The sequence below is a fragment of the Ensifer sp. MJa1 genome (genome assembly GCF_037026475.1).
GTDB lineage: Bacteria > Pseudomonadota > Alphaproteobacteria > Rhizobiales > Rhizobiaceae > Ensifer.
Map to the genome: position 1 here is coordinate 38,880 of NZ_JAKUMO010000028.1, position 21,358 is coordinate 60,237.

At 63.5% G+C, this 21,358-nt stretch carries 18 protein-coding genes and 1 pseudogene; 7 read left to right on the forward strand and 12 right to left on the reverse strand.

The genetic code is table 11. The annotated features are described in order from the left end of the window. Position 1: 1 nt before the first annotated feature. Complete coding sequence (locus MKZ91_RS27410; protein ID WP_336174199.1) at positions 2–1,279, forward strand: MFS transporter; 1,278 nt, start codon at positions 2–4, stop codon at positions 1,277–1,279. Positions 1,280–1,332: 53 nt separating this feature from the next. On the opposite strand, the gene MKZ91_RS27415 is transcribed toward MKZ91_RS27410, so the two are convergent. Genes MKZ91_RS27415 through MKZ91_RS27435 form a run of 5 tightly spaced genes read right to left on the reverse strand, consistent with a single transcriptional unit; the run spans position 1,333 to position 7,903 of the window. Further along, a complete protein-coding gene (locus tag MKZ91_RS27415; RefSeq protein WP_336174200.1) occupies positions 1,333–2,148 on the reverse strand; it encodes an ATP-binding cassette domain-containing protein in 816 nt (271 codons plus the stop codon). Positions 2,149–2,201: 53 nt separating this feature from the next. After that, on the reverse strand, positions 2,202–2,933 hold the full coding sequence (gene fhuF / locus MKZ91_RS27420) for a siderophore-iron reductase FhuF (protein ID WP_336174201.1): 732 nt from the start codon (positions 2,931–2,933) through the stop codon (positions 2,202–2,204). Next, on the reverse strand, positions 2,930–4,894 hold the full coding sequence (gene fhuB / locus MKZ91_RS27425; RefSeq protein ID WP_336174202.1) for a Fe(3+)-hydroxamate ABC transporter permease FhuB: 1,965 nt from the start codon (positions 4,892–4,894) through the stop codon (positions 2,930–2,932). The genes fhuF and fhuB overlap by 4 nt, the downstream gene beginning before the upstream one ends. Beyond that, entirely contained in the window at positions 4,891–5,784 is an 894-nt protein-coding gene (locus MKZ91_RS27430) for an iron-siderophore ABC transporter substrate-binding protein (protein ID WP_336174203.1), read from the reverse strand. Before MKZ91_RS27430 ends, fhuB begins: the two co-directional genes overlap by 4 nt. A 4-nt stretch (positions 5,785–5,788) precedes the next feature. Then, positions 5,789–7,903, reverse strand: a complete 2,115-nt coding sequence (locus tag MKZ91_RS27435) for a TonB-dependent siderophore receptor (protein WP_336174204.1) — start codon at positions 7,901–7,903, stop codon at positions 5,789–5,791. A 172-nt stretch (positions 7,904–8,075) separates the two neighbouring features. Between MKZ91_RS27435 and MKZ91_RS27440 the strand changes: the two genes are divergently transcribed. Beyond that, positions 8,076–9,005, forward strand: coding sequence for a LysR substrate-binding domain-containing protein (locus MKZ91_RS27440; RefSeq protein ID WP_336174205.1), 930 nt, complete (start codon positions 8,076–8,078; stop codon positions 9,003–9,005). A 38-nt stretch (positions 9,006–9,043) separates the two neighbouring features. Here the strand turns inward: MKZ91_RS27440 and MKZ91_RS27445 are convergent, their stop codons facing one another. The 4 genes from MKZ91_RS27445 to MKZ91_RS27460 form a co-directional block, all read right to left on the reverse strand. Further along, on the reverse strand, positions 9,044–9,970 hold the full coding sequence (locus MKZ91_RS27445) for a fatty acid desaturase (protein ID WP_336174206.1): 927 nt from the start codon (positions 9,968–9,970) through the stop codon (positions 9,044–9,046). Between the two features lie 302 nt (positions 9,971–10,272). Further along, a complete protein-coding gene (locus MKZ91_RS27450) occupies positions 10,273–11,079 on the reverse strand; it encodes a phosphate/phosphite/phosphonate ABC transporter substrate-binding protein (protein WP_336174207.1) in 807 nt (268 codons plus the stop codon). Positions 11,080–11,170: 91 nt separating this feature from the next. Next, positions 11,171–12,013 carry a type 1 glutamine amidotransferase domain-containing protein gene (locus tag MKZ91_RS27455; RefSeq protein ID WP_336174208.1) on the reverse strand — a complete coding sequence of 281 codons (843 nt, stop codon included), beginning with the start codon at positions 12,011–12,013 and terminating at the stop codon, positions 11,171–11,173. A gap of 47 nt (positions 12,014–12,060) precedes the next feature. Then, on the reverse strand, positions 12,061–12,756 hold the full coding sequence (locus tag MKZ91_RS27460) for a type 1 glutamine amidotransferase domain-containing protein (RefSeq protein WP_336174209.1): 696 nt from the start codon (positions 12,754–12,756) through the stop codon (positions 12,061–12,063). A gap of 121 nt (positions 12,757–12,877) precedes the next feature. Between MKZ91_RS27460 and MKZ91_RS27465 the strand changes: the two genes are divergently transcribed. Continuing rightward, positions 12,878–13,765 (forward strand): LysR family transcriptional regulator, encoded by an 888-nt coding sequence (locus MKZ91_RS27465; protein WP_336174210.1) that lies wholly within the window; start codon positions 12,878–12,880, stop codon positions 13,763–13,765. 155 nt (positions 13,766–13,920) lie between these two features. Here MKZ91_RS27465 and MKZ91_RS27470 read toward each other — a convergent pair whose 3' ends face one another. Further along, positions 13,921–14,562: an HD domain-containing protein gene (locus MKZ91_RS27470; protein WP_336174211.1), complete on the reverse strand. Its 642-nt coding sequence runs from the start codon at positions 14,560–14,562 to the stop codon at positions 13,921–13,923. Between the two features lie 108 nt (positions 14,563–14,670). Here MKZ91_RS27470 and MKZ91_RS27475 point away from each other — a divergent pair, with 108 nt between their 5' ends. Next, on the forward strand, positions 14,671–15,657 hold the full coding sequence (locus tag MKZ91_RS27475; RefSeq protein ID WP_336174212.1) for a GlxA family transcriptional regulator: 987 nt from the start codon (positions 14,671–14,673) through the stop codon (positions 15,655–15,657). 17 nt (positions 15,658–15,674) lie between these two features. On the opposite strand, the gene MKZ91_RS27480 is transcribed toward MKZ91_RS27475, so the two are convergent. Then, positions 15,675–16,265 (reverse strand): flavin reductase family protein, encoded by a 591-nt coding sequence (locus MKZ91_RS27480; protein ID WP_336174213.1) that lies wholly within the window; start codon positions 16,263–16,265, stop codon positions 15,675–15,677. 247 nt (positions 16,266–16,512) lie between these two features. Between MKZ91_RS27480 and MKZ91_RS27485 the strand changes: the two genes are divergently transcribed. After that, positions 16,513–17,709 carry an aromatic ring-hydroxylating oxygenase subunit alpha gene (locus MKZ91_RS27485; protein ID WP_336174214.1) on the forward strand — a complete coding sequence of 399 codons (1,197 nt, stop codon included), beginning with the start codon at positions 16,513–16,515 and terminating at the stop codon, positions 17,707–17,709. Between the two features lie 244 nt (positions 17,710–17,953). On the opposite strand, the gene MKZ91_RS27490 is transcribed toward MKZ91_RS27485, so the two are convergent. Further along, a complete protein-coding gene (locus MKZ91_RS27490; protein WP_336174215.1) occupies positions 17,954–19,366 on the reverse strand; it encodes an aminotransferase in 1,413 nt (470 codons plus the stop codon). Positions 19,367–19,611: 245 nt separating this feature from the next. On the opposite strand from MKZ91_RS27490, the pseudogene MKZ91_RS27495 reads away from it, so the two are divergent. Both MKZ91_RS27495 and MKZ91_RS27500 read left to right on the forward strand, forming a co-directional pair. Next, positions 19,612–20,535: pseudogene (locus MKZ91_RS27495) on the forward strand (ABC transporter permease). Then, complete coding sequence (locus MKZ91_RS27500) at positions 20,532–21,356, forward strand: ABC transporter permease (protein ID WP_336174216.1); 825 nt, start codon at positions 20,532–20,534, stop codon at positions 21,354–21,356. The pseudogene MKZ91_RS27495 and the gene MKZ91_RS27500 overlap by 4 nt, the downstream one beginning before the upstream one ends. Positions 21,357–21,358: the final 2 nt, after the last annotated feature.

Genomic DNA, 21,358 nt, shown 5'->3' on the forward strand with positions numbered 1-21,358 from the left:
AATGGATGGTAGACCTGCTGTGGCACCGGCCGGTGCCGCAAACGCTGTCGCGCGCCCGCACGCCGTGGAAAAGCCGACCACGCCGTTGACGCGGACAATGATGAGCCTGTTTGCTTTTGCCGCGGGACTCGCGGTTGCCAACGCCTATTTCGCCCACCCGTTGCTGGACGTCATGGCCGCCGATCTACATCTGTCCGAGACCAATGCCGGTCTAATCGTCGGCGCGACGCAGGTTGGCTACGCGCTTGGCCTGATCCTGCTCGTGACCCTCGGCGACCTTTTCGACCGCCGCAAGATCATCATCGTCCAGTCCTTGTTTTCTGTGGTGGCGCTTGGCCTTACGGCATCCGCCAGCAGCGCCGAAATGCTGATGGTGTCGATTGGCGCCGTCGGCATGCTTGCCGTGCTGACGCAAGCGCTGGTCGCCTATGCGGCCAGCCTGTCCGCACCGTCGGATCGTGGCCGCATCGTCGGCTTCGTTACCAGCGGCATCGTCATCGGCATCCTCTCTGCGCGTGCTATTGCAGGGTTCCTGACGGATCTGGCGGGGTGGCGCTCGGTCTATCTGCTATCGGGCGCCCTCACACTGATGATCACCGGGTTGCTCTACCGGATGTTGCCGTATCAACAGAGAGAAACGGCCGGCCTCTCCTATCTCCGCCTCGTCGGCTCGACGTTCAAGCTGATCGGGCAAGAGCCGGTCCTGCGCACCCGCGGCATCATCGCCATGCTGATCTTCGCGAACGTGACGACACTGCTGACACCCCTTGTACTGCCGCTCAGCGCGCCGCCCTTTTCGATGTCGCATACTGGAGTCGGACTTTTCGGTCTGGCCGGTGTTGCCGGGGCACTGGCTGCAGCGCGGGCCGGCCGGTGGACCGATCTCGGCTTTGGCGAGAGAACCACGGGCATTGCACTGTCGCTCATGCTTTTCGCCTGGCTGCCCATTTCCTTGCTGAGCCACTCGATCCTGTGGCTCATTGCCGGCGTTCTCATTCTCGATTTCGGACTTCAGGCCGTGCACGTGGCGAACCAGGCGATGATCTATCGCGTTCGCCCGGAAGCGCAGAACCGCCTGACCGCCGCCTATATGCTGTTTTATTCGCTCGGCAGCGCGACCGGATCTTCCTTTTCGACCATCGCCTACGCACACGCCGGATGGAACGGGGTCTGCCTGATGGGTGCCGCCGTCAGCCTTGTCGGCCTGATTTTCTGGCTGGTTACAAAGCCTGTGACGTCCGCACGGAAAGGCGAAGAAACGACGGCCTTGAACGGTTAGTCGTGGTCATCCCAGAGGATCGCAACAGCCAGGTCGGGGTGCCACACCACGGCCTATCGCGCCAGCGCCACCCGCCGTCCGCTGGCGGGTTGTTCCAGCACGTCCATCTGCACGTCATAGATCCGCGCCAGTTCTTCGGGTGTCATGACATCGTCGGGCGTACCCTGAGCGATGAGACGGCCGGAATGCAGGGCGACGATGCGGTCGCAGAAGCGGGCCGCCATGTTGATCTCGTGCAGCACCGAGATAATGGTGATGCCCTTGTCCCGGCAGAGGTCACGCGTCAGTGCCAGCACCTCGAGCTGATGGCCGATGTCGAGCGCGGAGATCGGCTCGTCGAGCAACAGGCAGGTGGCATCCTGCGCGACGAGCATGGCAAGCCACACGCGCTGGCGCTCGCCACCCGAGAGACTGTCGACCTCTCGATCGACGAAGGCTTCGATGCCGGTGACCGTGATCGCCTCTTCAACCTTGGCTTCGTCGGCCGCACCGAAGCGGCCGAGCACGCCGTGCCAGGGGTAGCGCCCAAGCGCAACCAGTTCGCGCGCCAGCATGCCCGGCGCCGGCGGCGTATGTTGCGGCAGATAGCCGAGCCGCCTTGCAAAGGCGCGCGCTCCCCAGCCGGCGAGCGGCTTTCCCTCAAAATCGATCCGGCCGGTGGTCGGTGCCAGCTGGCGGCCGATCAGCTTGAGCAGCGTCGACTTACCGGAACCGTTGTGACCGATAAGGGCGATGGAATGGCCGGCCGGAACATCCAGCGTCAACGGGTGCAGCAGATTTCGCCCCTCGATGGCATAGCTGACATCGGTGAGCGACAGCACCGCCTGATCGCGGGCAACGGGTGGAGCTTCGGTCGGGTGGCTTTGCATCTCTTCGTTCCGGGCGGGGCATCGTCGCCCGCTGTTCGTTCCATCGGTCAATATCATGGCAAGCTCGAAAGCGGCGCATCGATCGGGCAGGCCGTGCCACATTTCTTCAGGCCGTCGAGCTTGTAACGGATACAGCAGACCTTGCGCCTGAGACACGCAGCGCCCGCTCCGTCGGACACGGTCAGCGTCGGGCGGCAAAGCGGATGCGCCGCGGCCGTCAGGGCCTCCAGCTCACGCAGCCGCGCGGCGACGTCGGCCGGTATCCCGCCGTCCGGCCAGAGAGCGCGGACATGGGCATGGGCGCGGCAAAACGAGAAGGAAGCATTGCTCCAGTGCACCCGCTCGGACGTGCCCGTCATGCGCGCCAGCCTTGAGATCAACGGCCGCACATTGTCCTCGACGATGCGGTGCAAATGCGTGCTCACAGACGCAGGTGCTACCCGCTTCAGCACGAACCGGACCGGTGTCGCCGTTACGGACAGCGCCACACGCACATCCGCGGGCGCCAGTGAAAACCAGATATCGTGAACGAGACCATAGGCCACGACCGGTCGCAGCAGACGGCCGAAATATCCTTGCGTCCAGAGAGACGCCGCCGCACGGCGATCTCCCGGTCCCCAACGGCGCAGCAAGCCTTCCAACGCTTGCGCCATCGGCTCGGGCCAAAGGATGCTCTCCAGGCTGACGAGATTGCCATCGAGATCAGCATCGCGGCCCGATGCCGCTTCGCTCAGCGCCACCCCCTCAAAGGGAGCCGGCAGGGTCGGCAAGGCCGCTGGCATCATCGCTGCCGCCCCAGAAGCCAGATCAGATAGGGCGCGCCGACAAGGGCAGCGAAGAGGCCGAGCGGCAACTCGTAGGGAAAACTGGCGTTGCGGGCGCCGAAATCGGCGAAGGCCATCAGCGCCGCGCCGAGCAGAAACGAACCGACGAGATGCTGCCGGACCGTGACCAGGCCGGCGCGAAGCACGATGTGCGGCGCGACGAGCCCGACGAAGCTCAGGGGCCCGACCAGAAGCGACGCAGCACCCGTGGCGGTGCCGGAGAGGATGAGCAGCAACACCCGGCTCAGCCGCACCGACAGGCCGAGAGATTGGGCGATCGATGGCCCGAAGGGAAGGATGGTCAGCCAACGGCCCAAAAGCAGGGCGAGAGCCATCACCAGCAGGCAGAGAATGGCGAGAAACAGCGCGGTCGCCGGCGTCGCCGTCGACGCAGTGCCGCCGAGCCAGGCAAGGATCTGCCAGGAGCGCTGGTCGCCGATGGCCAGCAGCGCCGAAAGCACCGCCGAGCTGAAGGAGCCGACGGCGATGCCGGCAAGCAGCATCTTGTCCGGTGAAAGGTGCCGGCGGCTGGCAAAGACCAGCACGGCCATCATGGCCAGCAGTGCCCCGACGCCGGCGCTGGCAAAGACCGCTGTCGTTCCGCCGCCCGGGGCAAAGGTGAGTGCCGCCGCAAAACCGAGACCGGCGCCGCCGCTGACGCCGACCACCTCGGGGCTGGCCATGGCATTGCCGGTCATGCGCTGCAGGATGGCACCGGTGACCGCCAGCAGGCCACCGGCCGCTGCTGCCGCAAGCAGGCGCGGCCAGCGCAGCGGCAGGAGATCCAGGGTCTCGACCCAGGTCAGCACCTTGAAGCCGTGGCCGGACGGCCCAACGAACAGCGAGAGCGCGACGATCAACGGCAGCAAAAGCAAGAACGCCGCGATCATCGGAGCAAGGCTTCTGCGATGAACGCTGTTGCGCGTCTCATGCGGCACCTCCATGTTCTTCACCTTCGGCAGGAGCCAAAGGAGCACAGGACCGCCAAACAGCGCAGTCACAGCGCCCGTCGGGAAGTTTTCGCTCGAGGTGCGGGCAACGAATTGCACGATGCCGTCGCAGAGCCAGAGAAAGAGTGCACCGGCGAGCGGCGACAGGGCGACGACCGCCGTGGGCTTGCGGGCGCCGCAGGCGCGCACGAAGGCCGGAGCGGCAAGACCGACAAAACTCACGAGCCCGACCGCCGCGGCAACGAAGCCGGCTAGCGCCGTGGCCAGCGCTGCAATGGCAAAGCGGAAGCCACCGAGATTGACGCCCAGGCTGCGCGCGCTTGTATCGCCGAGAGCGAGAACCAGCAGTGGCCGGATCAACAGGCCGGCGAGCAGCCCGATAACCGCAACCTGCAGGGCCAATCCCTGGAACACGGACCAATCCTGCTGGCTGAGCGCGCCGCCGTTCCAGGTTACCAGCGACATCAGGTACTCGCCGCGCGAAAGCGTCATTGCCGCCGAAAGTGCTGCGGCCGTTACCCCGACCAGCAGGCCCGAGACCACCATGGTTACCGGCTCGAACGCGCGCCGCCAGCCGAGCGCAAAGACGATGGCGGCCGCAGCCGCGGCACCACCGAGTGCGATCGCTGTCCGGTGGCCATCGACCAGTTCAGGGACGTAAAGTGTGGCGGCGACGATCGTAAGCTGCGCGCCAGCCGAAATGCCGAGGGTGGAAGGATCGGCAAGTGGATTGCGCAGCAATTGCTGGAGAAGGGCGCCGGAAAGACCGAGGGCCGCCCCGGCAACAAGCGCGACGGCCGCCCTCGGCATGAGGCTGTAGACCAGGATGATCTTGTCGAGGCCGAGCTCTGCCGGGGGCAGCAACAGATTTCCCCATTGCGAAACCGGAACCTGGCTCGATGCTTCGAGCACAAACAGGATCAGACCGGCCAGCAGGCCGACCGATGGCAAAAACCACGCCCGCGCCGTCATCCGCGCTCATCCCCTGCAACAATCGCCTCGGTGAGCAGGCGCGCAAACCTGAGGCCAGCCGTGACACCGCCATAGGGATTGACGTTGGCGAGGTAGATGACGCGCCCCTTGCGCACCGGTTCAAGCGTGTTCCAGATGATGCTGGCCTTCAGGCTGCTGCGTGCCTCGACGGGCACATCGGAGACGACGACGATGCGGGCGTCGGGATTGCCCGCCAGCTTCTCGATCGGAACAGGGGCGGCGAAGGTGAAGCGCGAGCCATCCGTCCAGGCATTGGGCAGCCCCAGCCGGGCAAGCATATCCCCGAACATGCTGTCGAAGCCGAAAACACGCACATGCCGGGCATCGCCGATATTGACGAGATAGGTGGGCCTGTCGGCAAAGGGGGCCAAAGCCTGCCGGTAGCCGGCGATTTCGGTCGCAATCTCCTCAAGCACAGCCTGCGCCTTCTCCCCGCGCCCGAGCCGCTCCCCGAGCGTCTTGACCGCCGCAAGCGCCTTCTCGAACGGCGGTTCGCCCCGCACGTAAAACGGCAGGGACAGGATGGGCGCGATCCGGCTGAGTGCTGCCTCGTGCCGGACATAAAACGGCGAGATCAGGATCAGGTCCGGCCGCAGCAGATGGAGCAGCTCGAAATTTGGCGAGCCGCGCAGGCCGAGATCGACGACATCTGCCGGCAAAGCGGGCTCCACGGCGTCGCTTCGAAACTGGATGAGTTCCGTCGCGGCGATCGGAACAACACCGAGCGCGCACAGGGTCTCCAGCATCGCCCAGTCGATGGAAGCGATGCGCAAGGGCACATCCGCCCGGGCATTTGGGGCGAGCAGGAGTGCTGCCCCGAGAAGAAGCTCCCGGCGGCTGATGGAAGGGCCAGATCTGCGCGCGTTCAACTCACTACCAGCTATAGGTCAGCTTCCCCATGATCGTTCGGCCATCGCCGTAGTAGCAGCCAAAGGAACTGCAGCTTGCGACATAATCCTTGTCGAACAGACTTTGAACGTTCAGCGATGCCTTATAACCATCCTTCTTGTAGGACAGTGCGAAATCCGCGAGCACGATGGAATCCAGATTGAAGGTGTTGGCGCTGTTGCCGTAGCGCTGTCCGACATAACGAACACCCGCGCCAACGCCGACCCCTTCAAGGGCCGTATCCTCCTGGAACGTGTAGTTCGCCCAGAGGCTCGCCATGTGCTCCGGTACGTTTTCGACGCGATTGCCATCGTCAGCGCCTGCGCTGATGCGGGCATCCGTATAGGTATAGGCCGCGCGCAGGTCGAGGCCCTGCGTGATGCTTGCAACGCCTTCGAGCTCAAGGCCCCGGACATTGACCTCGCCGACCTGCGAGGAGATGCCGGCGATCGTGCGCAGCACGTTTTGCTGCTTGAGGTCGTAGACGGCCGCGCTGAAGAAGCCGTTCCAGCCGGCCGGCTCGTATTTCACCCCGAGCTCGACCTGCTCGCCGGATGTCGGCTCGAAGGGCGTTCCGTCGGGACCCGCACCGATCACCGGTTCGAACGACGTCGAATAGCTGACATAGGGCGCAATGCCGTTGTCGAAGACGTAGCTGAGGCCGGCGCGACCGGTCAGCTCATGATCGTCCTGGTCGAGCGAGCGGGAAACCCTCGTCAGGCCGTTGAGCGACGTTCCGGAACTGCGGGTCCAGTCCTGTCGGACGCCCAGCGTCGCCCGCCAGCCGCCGAGCGCCAGTTCGTCCTGGACGTAGATCCCGAGCTGGGAAAGATCGCTGTCGACCGTCGTGTCGAGGGTTCGCGAGATCAGCCTGATCGGTCCGCCATGGCGCGGCGAACGTAGGTCGAGCGGCGTTGCCTGGAAGAAGCGCGTGCGCACATTGTTGTCGAAGTAGCGATAGTCGAGGCCAGCAAGCAGCTTATGATCCACGTCGCCTGTCGAGAACTCGCCCAGCAGGTTGTTGTCGATGTTGACGGTATTCAGCGCCTCGTCCTGGAACGTCGCGTTGCGACGCAGCGTCCGGCCATCGGCCGCAAGGCCGAGCGAGGACATGCCGAGCGATTGGTAGTCCCAGTCGAAATCCGAGTAGCGGAAATTCTGGCGGAAGAGCCAGGTCTCGTTCAGCCGATGCTCAAGTTCATAGCCAAGATTGGAAAGCGTCCGGCTGGAGCGGTCGAAGGTCTCGTCGCCGACGTAGAAATCACGCGGCAGACGGAAGTCGGTGGCATTCAGCGTGTATTGCGGCGGCAGGCCGGAGGGCGTGCTCGGATTGTCGTGCTGGACACTTGCCAGGATCGTCAGCTTGGTGTCCTCGTCGGGCTGCCAGGTCACAGCCGGGGCTATGAAGTAGCGGTCGTTGTCCAGTTCGTCGGTCTGCGCGCCGGCGTTCTTGCCAAGCCCCGTCAGCCGGTAGGCGACATCAGCGTCTTCACCGAGCGTGCCACCGAAATCGAAGAAGCCGCCGAAGGTCTCGTAGGTGCCGGCCTGCATGCCGACTTCGCCGAAGTTCTCGAAGATCGGCCGCTTGCTGATCATGTTTATGATGCCGCCGGGGTTGCCCTGGCCGTACATGACCGAAGCCGGGCCGCGCAGCACATCGATGTTTTCAAGCCCATAGATTTCGACCGCCGGTGCGCCGGCGGTGCGCATCATCCTCAGCCCGTTGAGGAATTGGGCCTGGCGCCCGTCAAAACCGCGAATGATCGGCGCGTCGAAGCGCGGATCGGCGCCAAAGGGCTGTGCCAGCACGCCGGGCGTGTAGTTGAGTGCCTCCCCCACCGTCTGGGCACCCTGTGCCTCGATCTGGTCGCGGGTGATGACCGACACCGACTGCTGCGTCTCAAGCAGCGGCGTGCCGGTCTTCGAGGCTGTGCGGCTCGTCTTTGCGACATAGCCCTCGACCGGACCTCCGGCTTCCTGATCGCCCTTGGCGACGATCGCCTCGAGCTTGGTCTCGGCTGCTTGCTGCGCCATCGCGCCGGACGCGGCCTGGGCCACGAATGCGACGGAGGTTAGCAGCAGCCAATGAAAACGTGACATGTGACAACAAAGCCCTATGCGCCGGTTCAGCACATTCAATCTGGAGTAATTTTGTCATCTTTATATAGACAAATCCCCTGGCGTTCCAATAAGTCGGTGCGTGAATTTTCAGAACTGTGACTTCTGATAATCTCGCCCTACATCGTTTTCACTTATCGGGATGCGAGTACCCATGCCGGCAGCAAAACCGCCACGCGCCGCGACCTTCGAACTCAGGCACCTGCGCTATTTCATCGCCCTCGTCGAGGAAAAGAACTTCGAGCGGGCGGCAGCCCGGCTCGGGATCGCCCAGCCGGGCCTCAGCCAGCAGATCCTCAACCTTGAGAGCCTTGTCGGCATCCCGCTTCTCAATCGGGCCAAGCGGTCGGTGCAGCTCACGCTTTCAGGGCAGCTCCTGTTTGACGAGGCGCGCAAGATCGTCGCCCAGGCGGACCTCGCCTTGTCGGAGCTACGGCGGGTCGGCCGCGGCCAGACCGGGAAGATTTCCATCGGCTACGTCGCCTCGGCTGCCTATTCCGGTGTGCTGACGGAATCGCTTGCCGCCTTTCGCGACGAATTTCCCGATGTCGAGCTCCAGCTCGTCGAGATCGAGATGCGGCAGCAGCTTGCCATGATCTCGGAAGGCGAACTGGACTTCGGCTATATCCGCCCGCCGGCGCCGATCCCTGCCGGTCTTGCCACCACAACCGTGCTGCGCGAGCCGCTGGTCGTGGCCCTGCCGGAGGCCCATGCCCTCGCCTCCCAGCATGCCATCGAGCTGGCGGCTCTTTCCGACCAGACGTTCATCACACCCAGGCAGCCCGCCGATGTCGGCTTTCATTCCAACACGCTCGACGCCTGCAAGGGCGCCGGGATCGCCCCGAAGGTCAGCGCGACGGGACGGGACTTCACCACGATCATGAGCATGGTTGCCGTGGGACTCGGCATCGCGCTTGTCCCGCAATCCCTGCAATGCCTGCAGCTGCCGGGCGTGCGCTATGTTTCACTGACGCGCAACCGCGTCACCTCGGACCTCACAATCGCCTACAGGAAGGTCGAAGGATCGCCGGCGGTGCGCGCCTTCGTCGCCCATCACCGCGCGCGCCACGGGCGGACCGCCTAGGCCATTTCGCCGCGGTGTTTTGTCCGGCGCGGTTCGATCTAGGAATGAAGCGGATGGCGCGGGTCGTCGTGCGGCTTCAGGAGGAAGCGGCGGGCGACGTCGCGGTAGCCACGATAAACGAGGCCACCATTGATCGCCAGAAGCGCCGTCCTGTGCCGGCGGTAGAGGGCGGGGATCTGATACCAGGGAACGCCCGGCCGCTGGTGATGCAGGACATGCAGGTTGTTGTAGAGAAACAACAGACCGAAGAGCGGCGTGGCCTCGACGATCGCCGTCCGCTCGTAATGATGACCGGCGAAGCGATGCTCCGCATAGGACCGCAGCCGCGTCAGCGCCGCACCCACATAGACGAAGCCGACGAGGAAGAGCCAGAGTGGCATGGCGCAGACGAGGACGACCCAGGCAAGAACGGCCGAGACACCGATGCTGTGGACCAGCCATATCCTCATGCGCACCCGATCGCCGCGCCGCACAATGATGAACTCCTGCGCCAGGAAGCTGAAGATCATCACCAGCGGACCGAGCGTCAGTCTTCCGAGCAGGGTCGTGTTCCATTCGGCGAGCCGCCTTCCGACGCTGCCCATTCCCTCCCAGGCTGCCCGGGTGAAATAGGAGGATTCCGGATCCTCGATCGGGTCCGTCAGATGTTCGTCCTGGTGGTGGACGAGATGCCCCTCGCGATAGATCGCATAGGGCAGCCAGAGAGACAGCGGCAGCCAGCCAATTGCATCGTTGATGCGCTGGTTGCGGGTGGGGTGCCCATGGATGACCTCGTGCTGAAGCGACCCGTGCCAGGCAATCAACCAGCCGCCGAGACCGATCACCACCACAAGGGGAAGCGACTGCCAGAACCAGGTGAGGCCGAGAAACCCGCCATAGATGGTGCCTGCCAGGGCAACGGTTTGCCATTCGACCTTTCGAACGGCTGTCAGTGTCGATTGTGGGGGAAGCGTGTCGGTCGACATCGGGTCTCCGGCTGGAAAAAGCGATAGATTTCAAGCGGCAATATAGAAATCGTCGACGTTGTCGGCTGCGCATGGCTTTGCGATCGGACGGGGAAAAGGGGAAAGAGGTTGCAGAAAGCGCGGCGCCGCGAAGATATTTATTCTATGAAATTTATAGATTAAATTCTACGCGCCTGTGACCAATCGTAAAGGCGCGTCAGGAAGGATGGCGGCTTGCGCTATCCTTAGATCGCCCGTGCGGAAGGAATCCGTCAGGTCACTGAAGCGAACGGTACGACGGTGGGCCGGACCGCCGATGGACCTCAGGCGATCGCCGGGTAGCCCTGGCCGGCTGCGGCGCGATCAAGTGCTGCCAGCGCCTCATAGTCGCTGTCGCCGAGCAGGCTGATGCCGCGCAGCGAGAGCGTGTCGCAGACCTCGGCAAGCGCCGGGTCGGCAATGGTTTCCGCCAGTGCCCGTCTGAGGATCACCAGGTCCTTGGCCGGCGTCGTCGCAGCCGTGATGAACGGCAGGCCGGGCCCTTTCGCCGTCTCGGCCAGAATACGCACGCCTGCGACACGGTCCGGGTCGAAGCGCAGCGTATTGCCGAAGGTGATGCAGTCGATCGCCGCGACATCGGCGGTGCCGCTCGACACGGCATCGATGCTCGCCACATGGCCGCCGGTTTCCGTAACCGACGAAAAGAACCGGCCGTCGACGGCATGAGGCGCGACGAAGGCGCGAAACAGGTTGTAGCCGGAATTGCTGCCAGGGTCGTTGATCGCCGCACGCGCGCCCCGCAAATCCTCGATCGAGCGTGCCGGAGACTGCGCGTTGACGATGACGAAGCTGCATTTGAACGGCCCGTCGCAGCCAGGCAAGCCGTAGACCGGCGTTGCCACCAGTTGCACGTGCTCGCGCAGGCGCTGGACATAGGGATATCCGCAGGTCTGCCCGAACAGCAGATCAGGACGAAGCCACGCTTCGTCATAGCGGATGTCGTCATTGAGCGTCGCGGGCGCATCAAGTCCCGAAGCGCGGATGCGGTTCGCCAGCGCCGCCCAGAACAGCCCGGTCGCCTCCTTCACCGGCGGCGGGCTGACATACATGGCAAGGCTGGCGAGCGACATGGCAAACTCCGGAATACGACCGAAAAAAAACTATGCATTGCATAGACTTAATCTGCAATCAACGTCGTCGCCGCCTCGAAGGCCGCCGAGACTATGGCACCCGCTTGAGGATCTCCGACGCGACCTTGGTCGCACTCGCCGGGTTCTGACCGGTAATCAGCTCGCGATCGACGACCATATTCGGCGCGAAAGGCGTCTTACCATTTTCAAGCGTGCCTCCCGCTGTCGCCAGCGCATCCTGCGGATAAAACTTCATCTCACCGCCCTTCAGCAGCGGCTTGGCGATGTCCTCCTCGCCGTTGCTGAAGACGGTCATGCGATAGCCGGCATAGATCCAGCCCACCTCGGTCACCTTGTGGCCCGCAGCCAAAGCGCCCGTGAACTCCGTCGCGCCGGCAAGCGTCGACAAAAGGGCGATCGGTCCGTGGCACATCAGCGCCGTGGTCTTGCCGTTCACATGAAAGTGCTGAAGCAGCCTACCCATCTCCTCATCGACCAGCAGGTCCTGCATCGGCGCGTGGCCGCCCGGAACATAGACCGCGTCGAACTGATCGTAACCGATCTGCGCCACCCGCGACAGGCTGACGACCGGTGTCTCGTCAGGCGAGGTGATCTTGAGTTTTGCGAGCAAGGCCTCGCTGTCCTGCATCGCCGTTTCGTCGCCGCCAAAATACACCTTGTCGATGGACGTGCGATCGACGGTCGGCGCCATCCCCTTCGGCGTTGCGAAAGTCACCCGATGGCCGGCGTCGAGAAACGCTGTAACCGGCTGCATCAGCTCATTGAGATAGAAGCCGGTCTCGAAGACCTTTCCATCCTTCAGCTCCAGCCTGTTTTCGTCCGAAAGCACGACCAGAATATTGCCGGCATAGGCGTGTGTGGCAGCAAGAACGATCGCCGTCGCAGCCGCCAGTTTCATAAATGTCTTCTTCATGGATTGTCTCCGAGGCAAAGCCGCAGTTGGGCCATTTCTATCGTGCTTCAAACCGCAAGAACGTCGCGCAGCGCTTCGCCGACACCGGTGGCCGACTGCGGGTTTTGTCCGGTGATCAGCTTGCCATCCACCACGACCTGCGCCGTCCAGTCGGGAGCCGGATGATGGGTGGCGCCTCGGGCAACGAGGGTGCTGGCGAGAAGGAAGGGCACCGTCTTGTCGAGACCGACGGCGCGCTCCTCGGAATCGGTGAAGGCGCTGACATTGCGGCCGGCCACCAGATAGCTTTCGTCGGACAGCTTCACGTTCACGAGTGCCGCCGGACCATGGCACACGGCCGCAACCGCACCGCCTGCCTCGAAGACCGAACGGGCGACGCGGTCGACCGCGGCACTTTGCGGCATGTCCCACATGGCGCCGTGACCGCCGGCAAAGAAGACGGCGGAATAGCGGGAGGGATCGATCTCATCGAGTTTGGCGGTGGTGCGGATCGCCGTGCGAAATGCCTCGCTGCCCCAGTAGCGGGCATTGGTCGCGTCCTCGAGGTCGAGACCATCGACCGGCGGCTCTCCGCCCTTGATCGACGCGAACTCGACGGCGACGCCTGCCGCCTCGAGCACCACCAACGGATGCGTGACCTCACCGAGGTAGAAGCCGGTCGGCTGGCCGCCGTCTCCCTTGGAACCGTGGCTGGTCAGAACGAAAAGCACGGGCTTTGCGTGCATCGAAGTTTTGTCCGTCATCGTTTTGTCCTGTTTTGAGCGGGCCGAGACCGCGGCCGTTGAAGGATGAAGCCTATTTATTGCCTCCTTCGACGGTGATAAATTTACTGATGTGGAAATGATTTGGTCTTGAAAGGCAAAAATGCGCCGTTTCGATCACCTCGCCGATGTCGAGGCTTTCATCACCGTCATGGACAAGGGCTCGATGACTTCAGGTGCGGTGGCCCTGGCGACCACCCCCTCGGTGCTGAGCCGCGCAATCACCAGGCTCGAGACGAAACTCGGTACCCAGTTGGTGCGACGTACGACGCGCCGCATCAGTCTGACGGAGGCCGGCCGCGCCTATCTGGAGCAGGTTCGGGCCGCATTCGAGACCATTGACCAGGCGGAGCGCGCCGTTCAGGGCCAGGGTGTTGTGGCCGGCCGGGTGCGCCTCAGCGTTTCGACCACCTATGGCCATTTCCGCCTGCCGGAGAAGCTGACGCGCTTTGCACTCAGCCATCCCGCCGTCGTCGTTGAATTGTCGGTGGCCAACCGCAATGTCGATCTTGTGGCCGAAGGCTACGACCTCGCCATACGCCTCGGCCAACTCCCTGATAGCGGGATGATCGGGCGCAAACTCGAGGATGCGCCGTTAAAGCTGGTGGCCTCCCCGGGCTACCTCGCCCGGTGTGGAATGCCGATGTCAATCGATGATCTGAGGGCACACACCTGCCTGCCCTTCGTCATGCCGCGGACAGGACGCCCGGCCCCCTGGTTGTTTCGGATCGACGGCAGCGATGTCGACTGGGTGCCGCAAGGGCCAGTGAACGTCGAGGATGACGTCCTGGGCACCGTGTCTCTGGCTGAAGCAGGTCTTGGCATCTGCCAGACCTACGAGTTCGTTGCACGCGACCGCCTGGCGCGCGGCAGCCTGGTCGAAATCCTGCCGGAACTCGGGCCGCGGACGCGGCCCTTCTCGCTGATCTACCCGCCGCACCGCCACCTCTCGGCCGCGACACGTGCCCTGATCGATTGCCTCCTGGAATAGGTATCCGCTGCCCAGGCAGACTGGACATCACGGGGTACAGCAAATCTTGCCGGAGCGCGGGTGGGGGCGTTTTGGCCAGAAGGAACATCTTGGCCGGAACTCGCCAGTGTGCGTGTGCCGCCAGCGGATTGGCGGCACACGCACGCAGTTCCGGTCTAGCCGTGCCAATGCGAGCAGCGGATGACGTTACAGAAATTGCCGCGATGAAAATGCGGTTGCTTGTCGGCAATGACGTCCGCCTTGACGTTGCCGAAGGTGGTGTCAGGCTTGTGCTTGATGCCATCATAGAAGGCCTGGATGATGTCTTCCTTGAAGCCAGGCGTGCGCGGGAAGGCGGTGACCACCGCATCACGTTCGGCGTCGGTGTATTGCTTGTAGGTCAGTCCAAGCACGTCCATTTCGACGCCGGCGGTCACGAGGGCCACGACCGGATGCATGTGCTGCGGCACGCCCGGGGTGGTGTGAAGGGCGATGGCCGTCCAGACCGTGTAGGCATCCTCGTCCGAAATGCCGTGGCTGCGCAGGAAATCGCGGGCGGCATGGGCGCCGTCAACCTCGAAGCGTTCGTGCTTGCTGCTGTGGCTCGGCATCAGGCCGATGTCGTGGAACATTGCGCCGGCATAGAGAAGCTCGCGATCGAACTTCAGCCCGCGGTGGACGCCGGCGAGCGCACCGAAGTGATAGACGCGGCTCGAATGGTTGAAGAGCAATTCGGTTTCCGTGTCGCGGATGTACTGCGTGATGGCAGTTGCCAGCTTGCTGTCGGGGATGGCCGCGTCTTTTGGGATCAGTGACATTTGTTTCTCCTGAATTTTGTCCTCGCCTGCAGCGTAGATATCGGCCAATATGTCTGCAATTGACGGAACACGTCAGATAAGGACAAAACCGGATCGAGGCAGACACGGATGCAGGAAAAATCAAAAACGATCGTTCTGGTCGCGGTCCCGGGCGTGCAGCTTCTCGATGTCTCCGGTCCACTCGATGTCTTTGCGGAGGCAAATGCCCAGGCTGGCCGCGAGATCTATCGCCTGCTTGTCGCAACGAAAGCGCCGGGGCCGCTGCGCAGTTCCTCCGGCGTGCAGCTGATGCCGGACCGGATCATCGAGCAGGGGTTCGACGAACCGATCGATACGCTGCTTGTCGCCGGCTGCCCGAACGCGGCCGAGGTACCGGCCGATGGTGTCGTCCTCGACTGGCTAGGGCGTCGGGCTCCGACGGTCCGGCGCTACGGCTCCGTGTGCAGCGGGGCGTTTTTCCTTGCGGCCGCCGGGCTCATTTCCGGGCGACATGTGACCACGCACTGGGCGGTCGCCGAAACGCTCGCGACGCGCTTTCCCGACGTGAAGGTCGATGAGGATGCGATCCATGTCAGCGACGGGCCGGTCCGCACGGCAGCCGGCGTGACGGCAGGCCTCGACCTGGCATTGGCACTGGTCGAGGAGGACCTGGGGCGCGGGATCGCCATGCGCGTGGCAAGCCAGCTGGTGATGTACTTCAAGCGGCCGGGCGGGCAGATGCAATTCAGCCGCAAGGGCGAGGCCGTGCCGGTCGGCCGATCCGCGCTTCAGGAACTGCTGCGCTGGGTGGCGGCCAATCCGGCCGCCGATCACAGCGTCGCAAACCTGGCGACACGCATGGAGCTGAGCCCGCGGCATTTCGCCCGGCTGTTTCGCGCCGAGGTCGGGATCACGCCGGCAAGCTGGGTCGAGGACGCGCGCGTCGCGGCCGCCCGGCATTTGCTCGAGCAGGGCAACGTAGCGCCCAAGCAGGTCGCAGCCCATTGCGGCTTTGCCGATGCCGACACGCTGCGCCGGGCCTTCGTGCGGCATGTCGGCGTGACGCCGGCCGACTATCGGAAACGCTTCGCCAGCCCGGCACGAATGTCAGGCTAAAGCGCGCCGAGCTGCACTCAAGCCGGATCCGGCAAGGGCGGAACGTCGATCGCATCGCCGATGACATAGAAGTGTCCGCCGGCCACATAGTGCAGGCTGCGCAGCGCCGGATCGGCCGTTTCGAACATCCAGCGCCCGTCGCGAAACACGCGCGCATCGGCCCATGCCGCGATGACCTCGCCGACGAACAGGTCGTAGCGGCTCTGGATGGACGGCTCCGGGATCATGCGGCAGGCGAGCCAGGCGGAGCAGCCGGCAACGAAGGGCAGGTCGTGCCCCGGCATGTCGATGAGCTCGACGCCGGCGTTGCGCAGCTTGGCGGGACTGTCGTTGAGGCTCGTCGTGCCGACCGCATGTGCCAGCGCCGCCTGGGCCACGGTTGGAACCTGGATGACAAACACCCCTGCCCCCTCCACCAGGCCGCGCGTGCGGGTGGCGTTGTCCAGCACGACCGTCAGCTTCGGCGGGTCATAGTCGAGGGCGCAAGCCCAGGCCGCCGCCATCACGTCTTCCACCCCGTCATGGCGGGCTGACACCAGCACTGTCGGGCCATGGTTCAGCAGGCGATAGGCCCTATCGAGGGCTACAGGGTGAACGTTTGACGTCATCGGCGGCTCCTGCCGCCGCGGCGACTGCGGGCGACCAGGGTCCTTCCATAGTCACGCTTCATCGCGTCAACAAGCGGCAGCGTCCGGCATCAACAACGCCGGAACCGGCGGCTAGTGTCAGCGGGATCTGCCGTTGTGCCGGCACGCGCCCTCGACCACGGCGTCCGCCCCTCATCGGCCGCCGGGCTTCCCTTCATCGCAAAATCCGGCTATATTGAATGAACGTTCAGCAAAAATGGAGACCGTGATGAACGAATTGGTCCGCGACATTGCCGTTCCGAACGACTGGGATCGCCGTGGGCTGCCCGGATGGTGCTACCACAGCAATGCCTTGCTCGAACTGGAGAAGGAGCATGTCTTCCGGCAACACTGGCAGATAGCCTGTCATGTGTCCGACGTGCCGGAACCGGGCAACTACGTCACGATGGATGTCGTTGGCGAGCGGGCGTTGATCCTGCGCGGCCAGGACGGCACGATCCGCGGCTTCCACAACATCTGCCGGCACCGCGGCTCGCGGGTCGTCGCCGACGACAAGGGCACCTGCCGCAATGCGCTCGTCTGTCCGTTCCACGGCTGGGTCTATAATCTCGACGGAACGCTTCGGGGTGCTGCGCGCCCGCGCTCCTTCCCGCCGCTCGACAAGCAGGCCTTCGGGCTGATCCCGCTCGAGCTCGAGGTCTGGATGGGTTTCGTCTTCATCCGCTTTCGTCCGGGCCCGCAGCCGTCCGTCGCCGAGCTCATGCGGCCTTTCGCCGAGGAACTCGGGCACTACGCGACCGAGACCATGGTACCGACGGAGGGCATCTGGACCCATGAGAGCCCGGTCAACTGGAAGTCGGTGCGCGACGTCGACAATGAAGGCTACCATGTCGCCATGGCGCATCCGGCGCTGCAGGACCTCTACGGCTCGAGCTATTATGACGAGCCCTTTGTCAACGGCCTGTGCCGATCCTTTGCGACCTACAATCCGCATGCGGGCCGTCGCTGGAGCGTCAAGCAGTACGTCAAGGTGGCGCCGGAAGCGACCCGTCTGCCCGAACGGCTGCGCAAGGCCTGGATCTATTTCGGCCTGTTCCCGAATGCCGTCATCGCGGTGACGCCGGAGAGCGTGCAGTTCTACCAGGAGTTTCCGCTTTCGACCGGCAAGACACTTTTGCGTGGCGCCATCTACCGCTATCCGAACGAGACGCGTGAGCAGAAGCTCGCCCGCTACCTCGCCTTCCGCATCGACCGCGACACCCAGGCCGAGGACGTGCAGCTGACGATCTGGTCAAACGAATCGATGACCTCGAAGGCTTTCGGCGGCTTCTACCTGTCGGACCTCGAATATGGCGTGCGCACCCACCACGACCATCTGCGCGCCGTGCTGCCGGTGATGACGCTCGAACAAGCGCCGCGCGAGGAAGAGATGGCAGACGCCAACGCGACGATGGCGGCGCGCTAGACAGACCCAAAAAGAAGGGCCGGAGATCATCCGGCCCTTGAAATCGGCCCTGCCGGGGAATGCTGGCAGGGCCGAGGCATTTTTCGGGGGGCGGGATATGGAGCGCGGTTTCCGCCCGCATCCCGCACGAGAGCATCCTGCCTTCAAGTGGGATCAGGTCAGGGCAGAAAGATGCTCTAGAATCAAAGTGCTAGAGCGTCCTTCGTGCCTTCCTATGAACGCACGGCGCTCTAGAATGCCGCGCCTAACCCTTCCAGAGCCCCTCGCGCACAAGCTCGTCCATGGTCCGGCGAATGCTGACATCGAGGATATCGGCCATGTCGTCGATCTGGGCGGTGGTGATCGTCAGCGGCGGCGACATCACGCACATGTTGATCAGCGGCCGCACCAGCAGACCGAGCTCCTGGCAGTGCCGGTCGATGCGTTTACCGACTTCGAGATCAAGCGTCAGCGGATTGTTGCTGACCCGGTCGGCGACGCATTCGACGCAGGCCATCAGCCCCACGCCGCGCACCTCGCCGACGAGCGGCAGTTCTTCGAGCCGCTTCAGCGCCTGCTGGAAATGACTGGTGATCGAGCGGGCATGATCGAGCAGCCCGTCTTCCAGGATGTCGAGATTCTTGAGCGCCACGGCGCAGCCGATCGGGTGGCTGGAATAGGTGAGACCATGGGCAAACATCGCGTCTGAATGGTTCGACTGGCGCAGCGTTTCGAGGAGCTGCGACGAGATCATCACGCCACCGAGCGGGAAGTAGCCGGACGTCACCCCCTTGGCGAAGGTGATCATGTCCGGCTCGATCGAGAACACGGTCTTCGAGGCGAAGACTTCGCCGAGCCGACCGAAGGCGGTCACCACCTCGTCGGCGATGAAGAGGATATCGTATTCGGCACAAAGCGCCCGCATGCGCTGAAGGTAACCAGCAGGCGGCACGATGACGCCACCCGACGCCATGACCGGTTCGGCAATGAAGGCGCCGATCTTTTCCGCACCGCGTGCCTCGATGACGGAGCGAAACTCGGCGACGAGGAAATCGCAGAACTCTGCCTCTGTCTGGTCCGCCGGGCGGCGGAAAGGATTGGGACAGGTGAGCTTGATGACCTGATCGGAAGCGCTGTCCATCCAGTCGTGATCGCGTGGCCGGCCATTGAGCGAGGCCGACAGATAGGTCGAGCCATGATAGCCACCCTGGCGCGAGACGATAAGCTTCTTTTCAGGTCGACCGCGCACATTGTTCATGAACTGCATGAAGCGCAGCGCCGTCTCGACCGCCGAGGATCCCCCGGTCGTATAGAACACATGGCTAAGATCGCCGGGCGCATGCGCCGCCAACCGTTCGGCGAGCTGCACGGACGGCGTGCTCGTCGTGTACCAGGGCGAATTATAGGAAAGCGCCAGCGCCTGGTCGTGCAGCACCTGGGCCAGTTCTGCCCGGCGATGGCCGACATTGACGCACCACATGCCGGCGGGGCCGTCGATCAGCCGGCGCCCCTCGCCGTCGGTCACGTAGATGCCGTCACCACTTTCGATCGCACCGCGCGATTCGGCGCCGATGCTACCGGCAACCGGCCATGGCTGGACGAGATGTCGTGCTGCGATTTCCGCGGTTTCGTCCACCACTTCGTTGTGCACATTTGCCAGATCGCGCTTCGCGGCCATCACGGAATCTCCCATAAAATCCGACGATAAAAGCCACTCAATCATCTGATATAAATCGATAATATCTGATTTTATTGAATGGCTGTTCAATCAATATTGCAGAAATTCCGCTTGCGTTCAATCCCGTTTTGCGTTTTGCTAAATCAGGGAACACGAGAAGGCGGATACCGCCATGGGATGGATGGAATGACGCGATCACTGCATTTCCAGTGTCCACGCTCGACGCATTGCGCGAGGGCATGCTGATGGCGGTTCTGTCGGGCACCGGGGTGGAGGATCGGCTGAGAGACCCACCGAAAAGCCGAGCACGCTGGATTGCCAGCGAAGAAGCCAGCGGCCTCGCTCTTATCTCACCGACACTGCTTTACGCGCTTGCTCTGCTCCTGCTGCCCGTCCTGATCGTCATCGCCTACAGTTTCTGGACCCAGGACTACCTGACGATCGATCGAACCTTCACCCTCGAAAACTACCGCACGGCCCTTGGCGAGCCGATCTACCAGGACCTGCTCGTCCGATCGCTGGTCATTTCGCTGATCGTGAGCCTTGTCACGATCACCGTTTCCTACCCCATCGCCTGGTTCATCTCCTTCCATGGCGGGGTGCACAAGAACCTCTGGCTGTTCCTGATCACCGTGCCCTGCTGGACGAGCTATCTTCTGCGTGTGATGTCCTGGAAGGTCATCCTCGGCTATGGCGGCGTCATGAACACCGGGCTTCTGTCGGTCGGGTTGATCGACAAGCCGCTGACGACGTTGCTCTACAATTCCAATGCCGTTGTCATCACCCTCGTCCATAGCTGGGCAGCCTTTGCGATCCTGCCGATCTACGTTTCGCTGTAGAAAGTCGACCGCTCGCTGATCGAGGCGGCACACGACCTCGGCGACAACAAGCTGATGAGCTTCCTGCGCGTCACCCTGCCCTTGTCGTTGCCCGGCGTCATCTCCGCCTTCCTGATCGTGATGATCCCGACCGTCGGCGACTATGTCACGCCGAAGCTCGTCGGCGGCAAGGACGGCGTGATGATCGCGACCGCCATCCAGGCGCAGTTCGGCAAGGGGGCCAACTGGCCGCTCGGCGCAGCGCTTTCGGTGACAACCATGATCGTCGTCTCGGCGATGGCAGGACTGGTCGTTCTCATGCTCAAACTGCTGGTGAGGTTGACGAAATGAGTGGTCGTCACGGCATTCCGAAATCGCGCTGGCTGCCGGCCTATGTCGGCCTCTACCTGCTGTTCCTCTATTTCCCGATCCTGCTTCTGCCGATCTTTTCGTTCAACAACGCGTCCACTACCACCTTCCCGCTCGCGGGCTTCACCACCAAATGGTACGCCTCGCTCTGGGGCAATTCGGCCATGCTGGAAGCGGCCCGCAACAGCCTGATCGTCGGCATCTGCGTTGCGCTGTTCAGCACCATCCTTGGTATCTGTGCGGCCCGCGCGCTGACCCGTTACCGCTTCCGCGGCAAGAAGCCGGCGACCGGTCTCATCATGGCGCCCTTGTTCCTGCCCGAGATCATCGTCGCGGTCTCGCTGCTGATGGTGCTCTTGCAGCTCGGCATCGAGCTGTCGCTCGTCACCGTCATTCTCGGTCAGGTGATCTTCTGTCTGCCCTATGCGATGTCGGTGCTGATCTCCGGCTTCGACGGCTTCGACCGGTCTCTGGAAGAGGCCTCGCTCGACCTCGGCGAAACCGCAATCGGCACCTTCCGCCGTGTGACGCTGCCCGTCGTCGCACCAGCGATCATCTCCAGCCTGCTGGTGTCGTTCACGGTCTCGCTCGACGAATTTATCCTCGCCTTCTTCCTCTCCGGCACCGAGCCGACCTTGCCGGTCTATATCTGGGGTCAGTTGCGCTTTGCAGCCAAACTTCCGGGCGTGCTGGCGCTCGGCAGCCTGATGCTCCTGATCTCGATCCTGCTTCTTACTCTTTCTGAAATCATCCGCCGCCGCGCCGAACACAGGCTCAGGGCACAGGGAGCGCAGCATGCCTGAAA

Excerpts from the sequence above, each read along its gene's own strand:
- MKZ91_RS27410 (WP_336174199.1), top strand. The coding sequence starts at position 2 with ATGGATGGTAGACCTGCTGTGGCACCGGCCGGTGCCGCAAACGCTGTC.
- MKZ91_RS27500 (WP_336174216.1), top strand. The coding sequence starts at position 20,532 with ATGAGTGGTCGTCACGGCATTCCGAAATCGCGCTGGCTGCCGGCCTAT.
- MKZ91_RS27475 (WP_336174212.1), top strand. The coding sequence starts at position 14,671 with ATGCAGGAAAAATCAAAAACGATCGTTCTGGTCGCGGTCCCGGGCGTG.
- MKZ91_RS27460 (WP_336174209.1), bottom strand. The coding sequence starts at position 12,756 with ATGACGGACAAAACTTCGATGCACGCAAAGCCCGTGCTTTTCGTTCTG.
- MKZ91_RS27435 (WP_336174204.1), bottom strand. The coding sequence starts at position 7,903 with ATGTCACGTTTTCATTGGCTGCTGCTAACCTCCGTCGCATTCGTGGCC.
- MKZ91_RS27480 (WP_336174213.1), bottom strand. The coding sequence starts at position 16,265 with ATGACGTCAAACGTTCACCCTGTAGCCCTCGATAGGGCCTATCGCCTG.
- MKZ91_RS27490 (WP_336174215.1), bottom strand. The coding sequence starts at position 19,366 with ATGGCCGCGAAGCGCGATCTGGCAAATGTGCACAACGAAGTGGTGGAC.
- MKZ91_RS27455 (WP_336174208.1), bottom strand. The coding sequence starts at position 12,013 with ATGAAGAAGACATTTATGAAACTGGCGGCTGCGACGGCGATCGTTCTT.
- MKZ91_RS27415 (WP_336174200.1), bottom strand. The coding sequence starts at position 2,148 with ATGCAAAGCCACCCGACCGAAGCTCCACCCGTTGCCCGCGATCAGGCG.
- MKZ91_RS27485 (WP_336174214.1), top strand. The coding sequence starts at position 16,513 with ATGAACGAATTGGTCCGCGACATTGCCGTTCCGAACGACTGGGATCGC.
- fhuB (WP_336174202.1), bottom strand. The coding sequence starts at position 4,894 with ATGACGGCGCGGGCGTGGTTTTTGCCATCGGTCGGCCTGCTGGCCGGT.
- MKZ91_RS27450 (WP_336174207.1), bottom strand. The coding sequence starts at position 11,079 with ATGTCGCTCGCCAGCCTTGCCATGTATGTCAGCCCGCCGCCGGTGAAG.
- MKZ91_RS27465 (WP_336174210.1), top strand. The coding sequence starts at position 12,878 with ATGCGCCGTTTCGATCACCTCGCCGATGTCGAGGCTTTCATCACCGTC.
- MKZ91_RS27445 (WP_336174206.1), bottom strand. The coding sequence starts at position 9,970 with ATGTCGACCGACACGCTTCCCCCACAATCGACACTGACAGCCGTTCGA.
- MKZ91_RS27440 (WP_336174205.1), top strand. The coding sequence starts at position 8,076 with ATGCCGGCAGCAAAACCGCCACGCGCCGCGACCTTCGAACTCAGGCAC.
- fhuF (WP_336174201.1), bottom strand. The coding sequence starts at position 2,933 with ATGATGCCAGCGGCCTTGCCGACCCTGCCGGCTCCCTTTGAGGGGGTG.
- MKZ91_RS27470 (WP_336174211.1), bottom strand. The coding sequence starts at position 14,562 with ATGTCACTGATCCCAAAAGACGCGGCCATCCCCGACAGCAAGCTGGCA.